This window comes from Gemmata obscuriglobus, assembly GCF_008065095.1.
In the GTDB taxonomy this organism is placed as follows: domain Bacteria; phylum Planctomycetota; class Planctomycetia; order Gemmatales; family Gemmataceae; genus Gemmata; species Gemmata obscuriglobus.
Genome location: NZ_CP042911.1, coordinates 8,345,178 through 8,360,422, shown reverse-complemented (window position 1 = coordinate 8,360,422; position 15,245 = coordinate 8,345,178). Strand labels below are relative to the sequence as shown.

Sequence of the window (15,245 nt, the reverse complement as noted above, 5' to 3'; positions counted from 1 at the left end):
GAACGGCCCTGGGGCGCCGGACACTCGCAATTGACCGGACCGCGGGCTCGGCGTATTGTCCTGCCGCTTCGCGCCCCGGCTCTCCGGCGGCGCACCGTGAAGAACACCGGGGCGGGCACGGATGCGCGTTCGCAGTTGGCTAATCCGCGGGCTCATCCTTGCCGGAGTCGCGGCCCTTGTCGCACTCGGCTGGGTCGCGAACTCGTGGATCAGTCCGGACCGCGTGCGCGAGAAGGTGATAGCCACCCTCGCGGACCAACTCGATGACGTGGACGTTCAGGTCGGGTCCGCCCGGCTCCGCATTTTGGGCGGAATCGCGGTCACCGACCTCCGCCTGACGCGCCGCGGGGACCCGCCGGACCAGCCGTTCCTCGCGGTCCCCAGTGCGGTTCTGTTCCACGATAAGGAGCAACTCAACCACGGCCGGCTGGTCATCAAGAAGGTGCAACTCGAGAACCCGACCATCCGCATCGAGCGCGCGGCGGACGGGAAGTGGAACGTTGCGGAGGTGGTCCGGTCCGGTCCGGCCGACAAGCCGGTGCCCACGTTCGAGGTGAAGGGGGCCACCGTCGTCGTAACCGATCACGCGCCGGACGGGCTGCCGGCGACGACCTTTACCGGGGTGCAAGGCACGCTGCAAAACGACCCGCTCCCGACCCTGACGGTACAGGGCAGCGGGACGGCCAAGCCGTTCGGCCAGGTGAAAGTGAGCGGGCGGCTCAATCGGATCAACAGCCACCTGGCACTGACCCTCAAGCTGCCCGAGTTTCCGGTGGGGCCGACGGCCGTTTCAGCGGCCCGGCGGTTCGCCCCGGAACTGGCCCCGCACCTTGCAAAGCTGACGGCGGTGGCGAACGTGACGGCCGAGGTGACCTACGCGCCCGAGGGGGCTCCCAACTGGCGCCACGACGTGCGGCTCGACGTGAAGGACGCCAAGTTCGAGCACCCTGACCTGCCGAAGGTGCTCGAGAACATCACCGCGACGGTGCGCAGCACCGACGGCCGGGTGAAGGTCGATGAGGCGACCGCGACGCTCGGGGACGCGAAGCTCCGGGTGGCACTCGAGACGCGTCCGGAGGCCCCGCCGGCGGTTCCCGGCGACGACCCGCTCAAGCGGTTCGAGGACCGGCTCCAGCGGCTCGATCTGGCGGTCACCGGCGTGCCGCTGGACGACGCCCTGTTCAACCGGCTGCCGGACAAGATGAAAAAGGCCCGGCGCATGTTCGCGCCCACCGGGCTCATCGACGTCGGGTACAAGCTGACGCGCGAGGCGGGCGGGTGGCGCCGAGAGTTGGAGGCCCGGCCCCGCAACGGCGGGCTGACGTACGAGAAGTTCCGGTACCCGGTTGCGGACGTGCGCGGGCTAGTCAAGCACACCGTAACTCATGCCGGCGGGGCGAGCACCACGATCGACCTGCTCGGCGACGCCGCGGGGCAACTGATTACCATCAAGGGGCGGCTGGACGGCGAGGGCGAGGACCCGGCGATCAGCCTCCGCGTCACCGGGACGAACGTCCCGCTCGATGAAGCCCTGTGCAAGGCGCTACCGGCGAAGTCCGCGGAGCTGGTGCGCGAGTTCCGCGCCAGCGGGCGGGGCGACTTCGTAGTCGAGGTCACCCAGCAAGCGGGGGTGAACCTGACCGATAACGAGTTCCGCATCGACGTGAAGGACGGGAAGCTGAACTACACCGCCTTTCCGTACCCGCTGGAGAAGGTGAAGGGGCGGCTGGTGCTCCGCACCAACTCGACCGACCTCGACCGGCCGGTGCGGCCGGGAGGGCAACGCGAACCTTTGCCGGACCGGGACGAGATCATCTTCGACGGGTTCACCGCGGTCCACGCGGGCGCCGCGGTGTGGATGAACGGCTCGAAGCGCCCGATCCCCGACAGCCGGGACCGCAAGCTGATCGTTCACGTGGGCGGGACGTCGGTCCCTCTGAACGCGGCCCTGAAAACGGCCCTGGGGGCGGTGAAGGCCGAGAACCTCTGGGCGGAGTTCCAGCCCCGGGGGGCCCTCACCTTTACCGCAGACGTGGAGGTGATCGACCGCGCGCCCCCCCCGGACCGCCCGGACTTCGACCCGCCGCTGAACCCCGCGACCGACGTCAAGGTCACGTTCGGGTTCTCCGGCCCGACCGTCACTCCGCGGTTCTTCGCCTACGAGCTGACCGAGTTCTCGGGCTGGCTGGAGTACAAGCAGAACCGGCTCGATGTCGCGCACCTCTCCGCGCGGCACGGGCCCAGCCGGGTGAAGCTCGCCGCCGGCGAGGTGCGGTTCTATTCGGACGGTGCGGTGTGGGCCAACCTGGGCGGGATCGAGGTGAAGCCGTGCGTCGCGGACGCCGACTTCAAGAAGGCGCTGCCCGGCAAGCTCGGGGCCGCCCTGGACGAGTTGCAACTGCGGGGCGGGGCGGAACTGCTGGTGAAGCACCTGGTGATCAGCGCGCCGCCCGGCGCGAGGAGCGAGCCGAGCGCGGTCGTCACCGCCGGTGCGTCCGGCGCCGCGCCGGACGCACTCGGGGGCCTTACGCCCTCCGTCCGCCCGGAGCCGGACCCCATCGTGTACTGGGACGCGGAGCTGAAACTGTTCGGCGCGGCGCTGGACACGGGCATCGCGTGGGAGGACGCGTACGGGGCCGTCTCGTGCCGCGGGCGGTACGAGGGCACGCACCTCGGCGCCGTCCGCGGCACTGTGTGGCTCGACCGCGCGGTGGTGTCGCGGGTGCCGGTCACGGTGGCCCGGTGCCAGCTCCGGGCCGACCCCCAGCAGCCCGACCCGGCCCGCCCGGGCCGGTTCCTGCCGCCCCTGCTCCAGCTCACCAACGTCGCCGGGGACCTGTTCCACGGCGAACTCGGCGGCCAGGCCTGGGTCGTACTCGCCGAGGGCACCCGGTACGAGGTGTGGCTCACCGCCGCCAACGTGCAGCTCGAGGAACTCGCGCGGCACTACAACCTCAACAAGCCGGGGTCCGATTCGGACCTGAAGGGCGTCGCGCAGGCGCAACTGTTGGTGTTCAACCGCCCCGACCCGAGGACCGGCCGGCTCACCGTCGAGGGGACCGGCAAGATCGACGTGCCGACGGGCCGCATGTACAACCTGCCGGTGCTGTTGGAGCTGGTGAAGGTGCTGAAGCTCCAGGCCCCGGACAAGACCGCGTTCGAACAGGCGCACGTGGTGTTCCGGCTGCTCGGCGACCGGATCAAGGTGGAGCAGCTCGACCTGATCGGCAAGGCGATCTGCCTGGGCGGGTCGGGCGAGCTGGACACGAGCGGCGAGTACGTGAAGTTCGAGTTCTACACGGTGCTGTCGCAGGTGCTCAAGATGTCGGACACGCTGGTCGGCGACCTGACCGCGTTCCTGAGCCGCAACCTGTACACCATCAAGTTGACCCGGGAGAACGGGGAACTGAAGTACCGCCAGCAGCCGGTGCCGGCGATCACCGACCCGGCCCGGGCGGTGCTGGAGCGGCTCAAGCGCGGGACCGCGCGGTTCACCGGAAAGTGAAGAACGAGGGGTGCGGCCGGAGACGAAGTCGGGCCGCACCCCTCGTTCCTGACGGCCCGACAGTTCCCCTGTGTCGTCGCGCGTGCCGCGAGGAGAAGGCGTGTTTGGAACGACCCTGAACCGGATGATCTTCTGGGAGCTGGTGCGGGTGTTCCTGCTCTCCCTCGGCTCGCTCACCGGGCTGGTGCTGGTGGTGATGTCCGTGCAGCAGGCGTCGCAGCTCGGGCTGTCGCTGGCGCAGCTCGTGCGCGCGGTCCCGCTGCTGGTCCCGAGCATCCTGCCGATCGCGATCCCGGCCACCACGCTGTTCGCCGCGTGCGTCGTGTACGGCCGGCTGGCCCACGACAACGAGGTGATCGCGCTGAAGGCGGCCGGGGTGCACCTGTTCGGGATCGTGAAGCCGACCCTGCTGCTGGGGGTGCTGACCACCGCCACCACCGCGGCCCTGGCGCACAGCACGATCCCGCGCACGCAACAGATGTTCTGGGACGAGATCCTGTCGGACCCGGAGGAGGTGCTTTACAACATGATCCGCCGGGACCGGTGCCTGCGGCACCCGAGCCTGCCCAACGTCCTGTACGTGCGCGACGTGGAGGGCAAGCGGCTCATCGACGTGGTCGTCAAGCGCCGGATCAAGGAGAAAGACCCCCGGACCGGGGCCGAGGTCGTCATGGGGTACGACATGGTGGCCCGGATGCACGAGGCCCAGTTACGGGTGGACGTGGCCGCCGGCACCCTGTCGATCGAGCCGGACCGGTTGGTGATTGATGGGAAGAACGCGTCCGGGTCGGCGGCCAGCAGCGGGGCGTTCGTGATGGACCTGCCGGACTCGGTAACGGGCAAAGAGGCCCGCCTCAAGACCAGCACGCTGACCTGGGATGAGCTGCCGGAGAGGGCGGCGGGCGTGGCCGCCAAACTGGACCGGATCACGCGCGAGCGGGCCGCGCGCCAGGCCGAAATCAACCAGATGGACCCGAACCTGCGGGCCAACGCCCAGGCCCAGATCGAGGGGTACAACTTCGAGATCGCCGGCACCACGAAGCAACTGCGGAACCTGCAAGCGGAGGTCCACGCGCGGCCCGCGCTGGCCGTGAGCTGCCTGGTGTTCGCGCTGGTCGGCTGCCCGGTCGGTGTGTACCTGAACCGGTCCGATTACCTGAGCACGTTCATGATGTGCTTCCTGCCGACGCTGCTGGTGTATTACCCGCTGCTGCTGGCCGGCACCGACATGGGTAAAAGTGGCCGCCTCCCGATGGCGCTGGGGTGCTGGGCCGCGGACATCGTCATGGGGGCTGTCGGCGTGCTGCTGGCGTGGCGGCTGTTGCGGCGCTGAGCGCGACCGCGGCCGTCTGGTGCTATTCAGACCGAGCTGCCACCCGGGCAGGCACGTCAGTGTGTCATGCCGTTTAGAATTGCCTCATGCGGCCCCGCGGCGTGCGTGGGCGTTGTGGCGGGATGTGCCCCCTGAGCAGTGAGCAACAGGGGCACATCCCGCCGTTGCGTGCGCAGGGCGGCCACGGATCTGGTGATCCGTCGGGTTAAACGCATTCGCGCCTGGCGCGACGCCAAAACAGTTGGCACGGGGGATGACTGAGGGGCCATCTTCCGGCCCGCGCCTCTTCCGGCAGTAACAGGCTTCGGCTCCGAACTCTCACGGGCGCCTGAAAGGGCCGGGATCGAACACGGCCACTTACCCCCGGGGCCGCCCGCGCCACTGACAACGTGCGGCGATGGTGGTAGAATGCACTGCACGAGGCGGGGGGCCGGGCGAATGAAGTGCATGCGGTGCGCGAAACAAGCCACCTACCACATTACCGAAGTGTTGCCCGAGGAGCGGTTCGAGGAGGTTCACCTCTGCGAGGACTGCGCCAAGAAATACCTCTCGCAACCGCATAAGAAGCCGGCACCTGCCAAGCCCGTCGACGTGCGCGAGCCCGGCGAGGAGGTGCTCGCCGGGCCGACGTGCGGCAAGTGCGGCCTGTCCTACCTCGAGTTCCGCAACCACGGGCGGTTCGGCTGCGCGCACGATTACGACGCGTTCAAGGGCGAGCTGCTCCCGCTGCTGGAGAGCATTCACGGCGAGGTGCGGCACGTCGGCAAAACCCCGCGCCGCTTGCCCCGCACGCAGAGCGACCAGGTGGAGCTGACCGCGCTGCGGCGCCGCCTCCAGCAACTGGTGACCGAAGAAAACTACGAAGAGGCGGCCCGCGTTCGCGACCGCATCCGGGAACTCGAAAACGGTTAAGCCGAGAGCCGCGGGGCCGAATTCGGGCCCCGCGGTCGGGCTCGGGCTTCCCGACGGGAGGGTTGGGGTGAAGTGCCAGATCTGTGACGCCCCGGCCACGTTCCACCTGACGGACGTGGTGAACAAGAAGCGGCGCGAGCTGCACCTGTGCGAGCGGTGCGCGCGCGAACGCAACCTGATTCCCGAGCCGCCCGGCCCGCAGATCGATCTGAAGGCGCTGATGGGGCTGCTCACGAACCCGTTCCACGCGCCCCCCGCGCTCGCGCCGGAGCCGGCGCCCGAGCCCGTATGCGCGCAGTGCGGGATGGCGGTGCCCGAGTTCAAGGCCACCGGCCGCCTCGGGTGCTCGCACGATTACGAGGCGCTGCGCCCCGCCCTCGAACCACTGCTGGAGCGGATCCACCGCGCGATGACCCACGCGGGCAAGACCCCACGGGCCGTGCGGGTGAGCGAGTGGAAGCGGCGGCTCGGCGCCGCGGTCGCCGCGGAGAACTATGAAGAGGCCGCACGGCTCCGCGACCTGATCCGCGCCCACGAATAGTTCCACGGTTCACGTTCCAAGTGCCACATCGAAGCCGGCCCCCCTGCCTTCGTGCCTTGAACTTGGAGCTTGGAGCTTGGAGCTTGGAACTTACCGATGAACCTTGACAGCCTGCTCCCGAACCTCGGCGAATGGCTCCGCGGCACCGGCCCCGAGTCGGACGTGGTGGTGTCCACACGCATCCGGCTGGCGCGGAACCTCGCCGACCTGCCGTTCGCCACCCGCGCGACCGCGACCCACAAGGCGGACGTCATCCGCCTGGCGAAGGAGGCCGTCGCCAAGTGTGGCGGCGCGCACCCGCTCGAGTACGCCGACGTTCAGGCGATGTCGCCGCTCGACCGGCAGTTCCTTGTCGAGCGGCAGCTCATCAGTCGCGAACTCGCGAGCGGGCTGGACGGCCCCCGCGGGGTCGCGTTCGACCCGACCGAGACCGTCAGTGTGATGGTGAACGAGGAGGACCACCTGCGGCTCCAGGTGCTCCGCAGCGGGTTCGCGCTCGACGAGGCGTGGCGGGACATCGACCGCCTCGACGACGCCCTGGAGCAGCGCCTCGCCTACGCGTTCCACACGCAGTTCGGGTACCTGACCGCGTGCCCCACGAACGTCGGCACCGGGATGCGGGCCAGCGTGATGTTGCACCTGCCGGCGCTGGGACTGACCAAGCAGATCGACAAGGTGTTCCGCGCGCTCCAGAAGATTAACCTGGCGGTGCGCGGGTTGCACGGGGAGGGGTCGCGCGCGTTCGGCGACCTGTACCAGATCTCGAATCACGTCACCCTCGGGAAGAGCGAGGCCAAGATCCTCGACGAGATCCGCGAGGTGATCGTGACGATCATGCAGTACGAGCGCCAGGCCCGCGCCGCGCTGATGAAGGAGCGCCGGCAGGCCGAGCACGACCGCGTCGCGCGGGCCATCGGCACGCTCGGCAGCGCCACCATGATCACCGCCGAGGAGACGATGGAGCTGCTCTCCGCGGTGCGGCTGGGCATTCACCTGCACCTGCTCGACGGCATTCCGGTGACCGCGGTGAACCAGTTGTTCATTCACACGCAGTCCGCACACCTCCAGAAGCTCGCCGGGCACGCGCTCGGCGGCGAGGAGCGGAACACGGCGCGTGCGAAGTACCTCAAGACGCGGCTCCGCGACCTCGATTCGCACAAATGATGAGCGCAGACACTTCACCACCGCCGAACGGCCCGCCGCCGGGCGCGATCGCGCCCGAGGGGCTGCCGGCCGGCCGGTTCGACCTGTTCCGGTTCGTGGTCCTGGGCGGGTTCCTGGGGCTCTGGACGTGGAAGCTGCTCGAGCCCAGCCCGGTGCCGGAGGCGCTGGCCGCCGAACTCGACAACGACTGGCGGTTCTTCCTCGCAAAATCGCTGCACGGGGGGGCGTACGCGTTCCTCACGGTTCTGGTGTTCGCGCTCCCGGTGGCGCGGTGCTGGCACTGGTTTTTGGTGGGGCTGCTCGCGCTCCACGGCGTCGCGACCGAGATCGGCCAGACGTTCGTACCGAACCGCTCCGGGAGCGTGCGCGACGTGCTCATTGACTGGGCCGGCGTCGCGCTCGGCGTGCTGATTTGCTACTGGGCGCGTCGGTTGGTGGGCGGGGGGCGTAAACCGCTCGCGTGAGGCACGGACCGCGCCGTGCTGGCCGCGAACGGCCCCTTTTCCGCTTAAGCGCTCTGCCCCATCATCGCGGCGAACCGGCGCTGCATCTCTTCCGGCGAAACGTCCTCAATGTGAGTGGCCAGCGTCCACTGGTGCCCGAACGGGTCGAGTAGGGTGCCGGAGCGGTCGCCGTAGAACTGGTCCTGCACCGGGCGCACGACCTTCGCGCCGGCGGCCACGGCGGTCGCGAAGGCCGCGTCCACGTCCGGCACGAACACGCACAGCCCGCCGCTCGTTCCCCCCAACGATTCGGGGCCGCGGTTCCCCCACTCCGGCATCTCGTCGGCGAGCATGACCCGCGCCCCGCCGATCTCGATCTCGGCGTGCGCGATCACCCCGCCGGGCAATTCGAACCGCATCACTTCCGAGGCGCCGAGCGCGTCCTTGTAAAAGGCGAGCGCGTTCGCCCCGTGGCGAACCGTAATCGACGGGGTGACGGTGTGGTACCCGGCGGGCCGGTAACTGGTGGACATCGCGCGAACCTCCTTCGGGTGAGTAGCCGCCGCGAAGGTAGCTGCGCGCCGATGTGTACACAAGGTCAGGATGGGCGATTCGCCCTCACCTGCGGCGGACAATTCCATGCCCGCCGCAGGTGTGAAGTTCCCTCCGAGCGGTGAAGATGATGGCTCATATTTTCTACGGAGTATTGGCCGATTCGGTCTGATCGATCAGACCGCCGCCCCGCGTTTCCGTGCCTCCCACTCGTCGCTTGAAATCAGCACCTGTCGCGCGTTGCTTCCGTTGAACCCGCCGACGAGCCCGTCCTCGGCCATGTAGTCGATGAGCCGCGACGCCTTCCCGTACCCGATGCCGAGCGCGCGCTGGAGGAGCGACGTGCTGCCCCGCTGCTCGCGGATGACGATCTCCACCGCCTGCTCGTAAATCGGGTCGCGCTCGCGCAGCTTCTCCCCGATCTCCCCGCCGCCCCCGCCGGACTCGGTCTGGTCGCGGGTCTTGAGGTTCTGAAGCTCGCTGTCGTAGTTCGGGGTGTCGGTGGCGATCGCGCTCACGACGCGCTCGATTTCGGCGTCCTCGACGTACGCCCCTTGCGCGCGGGTCAGCACCCCGGTTTGCAGGAACAGCATGTCGCCCCGGCCCAGGAGCCGCTCGCCCCCCTTCTCGTCGAGCACCACCGCGCTGTCGGACCGGTTCGTTACGCGGAAGCAGATGCGCGCCGGCAGGTTCGATTTGATGAGGCCGGTGACCACATCGACCGTGGGCTTTTGGGTGGCGAGGATCAGGTGAATGCCCGCGGCCCGAGATTTCTGCGCCAGCAGGATGATGTTCCCTTCGATCTCCTTTTTCATCTTCATCATCAGGTCGCCGACCTCGTCGATCACGATGACGATGTACGGCATCTTCCGCGGGATCGCGCGCAGCTCCTCCTCGCTGTCCGGGTTCACCCGGCGCGCGATCTCCTCGAACGGCAGCTCGTTGTAGCTCGCGATGTTGCGGACCCGCGCGCGGTGCAGCCACTCGTACCGCTCTTCCATCTTGTCCACCGCCCACGCCAGAATCGCGTCGGCCTTCTTGTCCTCTTTCACCACCGGCGTCATGAGGTGCGGGATCTGCGCGTAATCGCTCAGCTCGACCTTCTTCGGGTCGATGAGGATCATCCGGCACTCGTCGGGCCGGCGCGTGAGCAGGAGGGACACGATGATGGTGTTCAGGCACACGGATTTACCGGTGCCGGTGCTACCGGCGATCAGCAGGTGCGGCATGGTCGCGAGGTCGTAGGCGAGGGGGCGCCCCTCCACGTCCTTGCCGATGAAAAGCGGGAGCTTGAACTTGCTCACCTTCGGCGTCGGTGCGAGCGCCCCGACCAACTCTTTCAGTTGGACCGTTTGGCGGATCTCGTTGGGCACCTCAATGCCGACGGTGTTGCGCCCGGGCAGCGGCGCGACCACCCGCACGCTCGCCACCCGCAAGTTCAGCGCGAGGTCGTCGGCCAGTGTGGTGATCTTGTTCAGCCGGGTGCCGGTTTCGAGGCTGATCTCGTACTGCGTGATGACCGGCCCGGTGTGAATGCCGACCACTTTCACCGTCAGCCCGAAGTCCTGGAACGTCTTCTCCAGCAGCACCGCCATCTCGCGCAGCTTCTGCTCGTGGTCGTCGACCGGGAACGGCTCGGGGTCGTTCAGAAGCGACAGCGGCGGCAGCTCGTAATCGACGCACGAGGGCTGCTCCTCCAGCGACGGGACCGCGAACGACATCGACACCGGTTGCGAGTCGGCGTGAACGTGAATCGGGATGTTCTCGGGCCGCGCCGGTTCGGAGGCGGGTTCCCCTTGTGCCGCGGGTGCTGGTTCGGGCGGAACGAGCGACTTCACCGGGGGCGGGGTTGTCGTCAGGTTCGGGATCGGTCCGCCCTTCGTAATCGGGATCGGCGGTGTCGCAGGATGAGCGGGCGCGGCGGACGGCTTACGCGCCGGGATGGCCGCATAGGCGGCCCGCGCCAGTCCCGCGCCCGTACGCGCGACCGCCTTCAGCCCGGCGCCGATGCGGACGAGTACGATCTCCATCCCATCGGCCACACGATCGTTGACCCACACCGCGCCGCCCCACACGGCGCGCAGGGCGGCCCGCGCCCACCGCGCGAGTAGCAACATGAGCCAGTCCGCGACGAGGAGTACGCTCGCGACCGCCGACAAACCGAAAATGACGAGTGCCCACACGGGCTCGGTGGCGTCTTCGAGGCCGAACCGCAGGTACGCGCCGACCGACCCGCCGCGCCCGGCAACCGAGGGCGGCGCGAGCCCCTGGCCGAACCAATCGACACCCATCGCGGCGACGGTCGTCACCGCGCACCAGCCGAACACGCGCACCGCGAGCCGCGTTGGCGTGCGGTTGGCGATCAGCAGCGCGGTCACCGCGAACCAGCCGGCGAGCAGCACGAACGCCGCCCACCCGAGCGGTTCCAGCAGTAGAGCCGCGGCATCGTCGCCCCAGGTGCCGAACGCGTTCGGCCCGGCCTTCAGTGGGCGGGCCGTTCCGACGGCCGTCGCCAGCAACCCGCCCACCGCGAGCAGGGTGAGCGCCAGGGCATCGACGCGCCAGGGCGACCGGGGCGGCTGAAGCGTTTGTTCGTCCTTTTCGGCCATCGGCTCGGCCCTTGATCCGCGCGAGTTGCACAACCCACATTGTCACGCGTAGGACGCAACCGCTGAACCCGACATCGCGCACCACAGCCCGGGTTTTCGTGTTCGCCCCGTCGCGCGGTCGGTACAACACGAACGGCCGGAACAACTGGAGCGGCCGTGAAGCAGCGCGTCGCTGCGACGGGCCGCGAGGGGGCAACTGTTGATGCTGCACGTCGCGCTGTGGGAGCCGGAGATTCCTCCTAACACCGGGAACATCGCGCGCCTGTGCGCGGCGACCAACACGCGGCTGCACCTAATCGGCAAACTCGGCTTTCGCCTCGACGACCGTGCCCTGAAACGCGCCGGGCTCGATTACTGGCACGCGGTCGATGTGGTGCGGCACGTGACGTTTGCGGACTTCGAGCGGGCCCTGACCGGGGAGGTGAAACGCGACTCCCCCTCCGGCACCACCACCGATGCGGATAGAATCGAGCACCCCCTTCCGCGCGTGTGGTGCGTGGAGACGCCGGCCGAGCGGCCGTACACGCGAGCCGAATTCGCCGACGGCGACTGCCTGCTGTTCGGGAGCGAGTCGAGCGGCCTTCCCCCGTCGGTGCGGGAACGCTATGCGGACCGGCTGGTGGGCATCCCGATGCCGGGCGGTGCGGTGCGCAGCCTCAACCTCGCGACGGCCGTCGGGATTGTGCTGTACGACGCGCTGCGTCGCCTGCACGGGTGGTAAAATCAGCCCCGGCTCGCCGAGTTGCGCTCCGCTTCGCGGCAACCGACCGCGACACGCGGGCCGCAGCGCGGTTGGATAAATGTTCGTCGAGTCGGGGGGCGAACGGTTCGAGGTGTTGATGTCTCGTGCGGTTGTTGCATTTTCGGGCGCGGAAGAGCTGGCCCGGTACGTTCACACGGTACTCTGTGACAGGGACGCGCTGGACCCCAACCAGTCGCCGCTGGTGCGCACCCCCCTCAATCGCGGCGCCCGGGTGTGCGGGTTGGTGTTCCACGTCGAAGGCCCCCGTCTCTTGCGCACCAGCGCCGTTTGGTCCGCCGACGACGCGCGCATCATCTTTTACGATTCGTCCGGTGTGCGCTTTCAGGACGTGACGCTGAGCGAAAGCCCGGCCTTGAGTGAGCCCGGCCCGCAGGGGCCGGGGGGCGGCTGAAGATGCGGACAATTTGTCGCACGGCGTGCCCGGTTCAGTCGTCGTCGTCCTTCTTCTTGTTGAACACGATCCGGCACCCGCCGGCGGCGCTCGACTCCGCGACCGCCGCGGGCTTGCCCGCGAGCACCTGCTTCACCGCCTCCTCGACGTACTTCACCTTGGGCGAGGCGCCGGAGTTGTCGTCGAACGCGCCCATGTACGCTACCTTACGGTCCTTCGTCAGAACGAAGCACTCGGGCGTGTACATCGCGCCGTAGGCCTGCGCGGACGCCTGCGACGGGTCGTAGAGGTAGGTGAACCCGAACTTCTTCTTGGTCGCGCGTTCCTTCATCGCGGGCAGCGCATCGACCTTACCCGTGTTCACGTTGATCGCGACGAACCCGACCTTGCTGTCGGGCTTGTTGCACCGGGCCGCGAACTCCACGAGCCGGTCCTCGTAGCCCTCCGCGATGATGCAACTGTTGCAGGTGAACACCACCACCAGCACGTCCTTGTCCTTCCAGTCGGCGAAGGAGTGCTTCTTGCCGTCGGTCCCTTCGAGGTCCTTCCAGGTCGGCGCGGCGTCGCCGATGTTGAGCTTCTTGTTGAACTTGCCGGCGCCGGCCGGCGCCGGCGCCAGCAGACCGGTAACGAAAGCGAGGAGCAAAGCGGGAAGGAGCTTCATCGGTGTCCCTCTCGGGCCTTTCCGGCTCACACCTTTTTGAGGTATGTGGTTCCGGTGTCCACGTGATCGAGCGTGACCGAGCGGCACAGCCCGACGAGCGCCGGGTCGGCGGCCGGCGCTTGGACCTCGCAGATGCCGAAGAACTGGTCCTGGAGAAAGCGAAGGATCTGCGACAGCAGGAGCTTTGCCAGCCCGAGCCGCCGCAGATCCGAGCGCACCTGGATGTCGAGCACGCCGGCCGACGGGAACCCCCAGCGCCAGCCGTACCCCTCCAGCTCCCACACCAGCGCCCGGGCCGCAATGAACCCGCTCGCCAGCTTGTCCACCATCCGGAACTCGACCGGGTCCAGCGTGCCCCACACGCACTCGTGCCACCAGCTCGGCACACCGGCCGCCCGCATCACCTGCGTCTCGTACCGCTTCCGCAACATGCTGAACCGCGCGTCCGGGATCGACAGCGGCGCGTCCAGCTTCTTCTGGAACACCAGGGTTTGTTCGCCGGGCTCGTAGCCCATCTTCTTGAAGAACGGGTCGGCGGCGGGGTCGGAGGCGAGGAACCCGGGGCAGTTGGTCCCGCCGTACAGCCCGAACCCGAACGGGCAGTGCGGCCACACCGGCCCGGCGCGGAGCGTCGTCGCGCCGCGCGCCGTGAGGTACTCCTCGCACCGCTTGACCAGCGCCGCCCCGACGCCCTTGCGCATCACCGAGGGCCGGACCGCGACCGAGCAGATGACGCCGTGCGTGCGGTCCAGGGCGGTGAGGGCCTCGTTCGGGCCGAACCCCGCCAGGGCGTACCCGACGATCTTGTTGTCGGCCTCGTCGTCGACGGCCACGATCAGGCCGTCGTGGTCGAAGTGGGGCTTGGAGAAGATCCACCGCTCGAGCAGCGCGGGCGTGCGCAGCGGGAAGCTGCCGCGGGCCGTGTGCGACTCGTTCCACACGTCGGCGAGGGCCGGCGGGTCGGTGTTGCGAAAGCGGCGGAAGACGATCACAGACGACTCTCGCGGGCCGCCAGGGGGAGGAACGGCGGCGGTAAACAGATTACGGCATACTATAGGGGGAGTCGCGCCCCCGCAAGCCAGCCGCCGGGCCTTTCGCCGCACCTCCCGAAGCCAACGGAGCGCCCCATGTTTCGCTCGATCTGGTGCCCCTCGTTCGCACTCGTGCTCGCGCTCGCGGCGGCCGTCCGGGGCGCGGACTGGCCGCAACTGCACGGCCCGGCGCGCGACGGCCGTTCCTCGGAAACCGGGCTCAACTGGGACTGGGCGCCGGGCGGGCCGGAGTTGGTGTGGAAGCTCGACGCCGGTCACGGCTGGGCCGGCCCCGCGGTCAGCGGCGACCGCCTGATCCTGTTCCACCGCGTGGGCGACGACGAGGTCGTCGCGTGCCTCGACGCCGCGACCGGCAAAGAGAAGTGGGCCGCCAAGTACCCGACGAAGTACAAGGACGACTTCGGCTTCGACGACGGCCCGCGGGCCACGCCCACGATCGCCGACGGGGTGGTGTACACGCTCGGGGCCGACGCCGACTTCACGGCGACCGAACTCGCCACCGGTAAGACGCTCTGGGCGCGCAACCTGATGGCGGACTACCGGCCCCCGAAGGGGTTCTTCGGGGTCGCGTGCTCGCCCCTCTTGCACGACAAGAAGCTGTACGTGAACGTCGGCGCGAAGGGCGCGGGCGTGGTGTGCTTCGACGCCGCGACCGGCAAGGAGGTGTGGAAGTCCACCGGCGACGGCGCGAGCTACTCGTCCCCGGTGCTCGGCGAGTTCGACGGCAAGCCCGCGGTGGTGTTCCTGACCCGCGCCGGGCTGCGGGTGCTCGCCCCCGCGACCGGCAAATCGGTGTACGACTTCCCGTGGCGCCCCCGCGACACCAACAGCGTGCAGGCCGCCAGCCCGGTGGTGTGGAAGGACGAGGTGTTCCTCACCGCGTCCTATGACACGGGCGGCCTGCTGGCCCGGCTCAAGGGCGGCCAGGTGGAGGAGGTCTGGTCGAACGATAAGACGCTGTCGAGCCAGTACAACACGCCGGTCCGCGTCGGTGACTACTTGTACGGTACGCACGGCCGCTCGGACGCAGGCGCGGCGCTCTTGCGCTGCGTCGCGTGGAAGACCGGCGAGGTGAAGTGGAGCGAGCCGAAGTTCGGCGGCGCGTCGCTGATCGCCGTGGACGGCGGGCTGCTCGCCCTGAACGAGGGCGGCGAACTGGTCCGGTTCGACGCCTCGCCTGACGGCTACAAGGAGCGCGCCCGCGCCACGCTGCTCGCGAAGGGAACCCGCCCGGCTCCGGCGCTGGCGAACGGCCGGCTCTACGCCCGCGACAGCAAACAACTCGTGTGCGTGAGCCTGAAGAAGTGAACGTTCAG

General features: G+C 68.9%; 13 protein-coding genes. 9 read left to right on the top strand and 4 right to left on the bottom strand.

Annotated features, from left to right (window positions below; translation table 11 throughout):
* Positions 1 to 121 precede the first annotated feature (121 nt).
* The 6 genes from GobsT_RS34640 to GobsT_RS34615 all read left to right on the top strand — a co-directional run bounded on the left by GobsT_RS34640 (position 122) and on the right by GobsT_RS34615 (position 7,919).
* Positions 122 to 3,505, top strand: coding sequence for an AsmA family protein (locus GobsT_RS34640; RefSeq protein ID WP_109571411.1), 3,384 nt, complete (start codon positions 122 to 124; stop codon positions 3,503 to 3,505).
* A 100-nt stretch (positions 3,506 to 3,605) separates the two neighbouring features.
* Positions 3,606 to 4,838 (top strand): LptF/LptG family permease, encoded by a 1,233-nt coding sequence (locus GobsT_RS34635; protein ID WP_010040997.1) that lies wholly within the window; start codon positions 3,606 to 3,608, stop codon positions 4,836 to 4,838.
* Between the two features lie 438 nt (positions 4,839 to 5,276).
* A complete protein-coding gene (locus GobsT_RS34630) occupies positions 5,277 to 5,750 on the top strand; it encodes a UvrB/UvrC motif-containing protein (RefSeq protein ID WP_010040999.1) in 474 nt (157 codons plus the stop codon).
* 67 nt (positions 5,751 to 5,817) lie between these two features.
* Entirely contained in the window at positions 5,818 to 6,291 is a 474-nt protein-coding gene (locus GobsT_RS34625; RefSeq protein ID WP_010041001.1) for a UvrB/UvrC motif-containing protein, read from the top strand.
* 96 nt (positions 6,292 to 6,387) lie between these two features.
* Positions 6,388 to 7,455 carry a protein arginine kinase gene (locus GobsT_RS34620; protein ID WP_010041003.1) on the top strand — a complete coding sequence of 356 codons (1,068 nt, stop codon included), beginning with the start codon at positions 6,388 to 6,390 and terminating at the stop codon, positions 7,453 to 7,455.
* Complete coding sequence (locus GobsT_RS34615) at positions 7,452 to 7,919, top strand: VanZ family protein (RefSeq protein ID WP_010041005.1); 468 nt, start codon at positions 7,452 to 7,454, stop codon at positions 7,917 to 7,919. Before GobsT_RS34620 ends, GobsT_RS34615 begins: the two co-directional genes overlap by 4 nt.
* A 44-nt stretch (positions 7,920 to 7,963) precedes the next feature.
* Here GobsT_RS34615 and GobsT_RS34610 read toward each other — a convergent pair whose 3' ends face one another.
* Positions 7,964 to 8,431, bottom strand: coding sequence for a VOC family protein (locus GobsT_RS34610; protein ID WP_010041006.1), 468 nt, complete (start codon positions 8,429 to 8,431; stop codon positions 7,964 to 7,966).
* A gap of 195 nt (positions 8,432 to 8,626) precedes the next feature.
* Entirely contained in the window at positions 8,627 to 11,059 is a 2,433-nt protein-coding gene (locus GobsT_RS34605) for a DNA translocase FtsK (protein ID WP_010041007.1), read from the bottom strand.
* 202 nt (positions 11,060 to 11,261) lie between these two features.
* Between GobsT_RS34605 and GobsT_RS34600 the strand changes: the two genes are divergently transcribed.
* Both GobsT_RS34600 and GobsT_RS34595 read left to right on the top strand, forming a co-directional pair.
* Positions 11,262 to 11,780: a tRNA (cytidine(34)-2'-O)-methyltransferase gene (locus GobsT_RS34600; RefSeq protein ID WP_010041008.1), complete on the top strand. Its 519-nt coding sequence runs from the start codon at positions 11,262 to 11,264 to the stop codon at positions 11,778 to 11,780.
* A 118-nt stretch (positions 11,781 to 11,898) separates the two neighbouring features.
* Positions 11,899 to 12,213, top strand: a complete 315-nt coding sequence (locus GobsT_RS34595; RefSeq protein WP_232068442.1) for a hypothetical protein — start codon at positions 11,899 to 11,901, stop codon at positions 12,211 to 12,213.
* A gap of 34 nt (positions 12,214 to 12,247) precedes the next feature.
* Here GobsT_RS34595 and GobsT_RS34590 read toward each other — a convergent pair whose 3' ends face one another.
* Together GobsT_RS34590 and GobsT_RS34585 are read right to left on the bottom strand one after the other, a co-directional pair.
* Positions 12,248 to 12,877, bottom strand: coding sequence for a redoxin domain-containing protein (locus GobsT_RS34590; RefSeq protein ID WP_010041011.1), 630 nt, complete (start codon positions 12,875 to 12,877; stop codon positions 12,248 to 12,250).
* A 26-nt stretch (positions 12,878 to 12,903) separates the two neighbouring features.
* Positions 12,904 to 13,869, bottom strand: a complete 966-nt coding sequence (locus GobsT_RS34585) for a GNAT family N-acetyltransferase (protein ID WP_010041015.1) — start codon at positions 13,867 to 13,869, stop codon at positions 12,904 to 12,906.
* Between the two features lie 135 nt (positions 13,870 to 14,004).
* On the opposite strand from GobsT_RS34585, the gene GobsT_RS34580 reads away from it, so the two are divergent.
* Positions 14,005 to 15,237: an outer membrane protein assembly factor BamB family protein gene (locus tag GobsT_RS34580; RefSeq protein WP_010041017.1), complete on the top strand. Its 1,233-nt coding sequence runs from the start codon at positions 14,005 to 14,007 to the stop codon at positions 15,235 to 15,237.
* Positions 15,238 to 15,245: the final 8 nt, after the last annotated feature.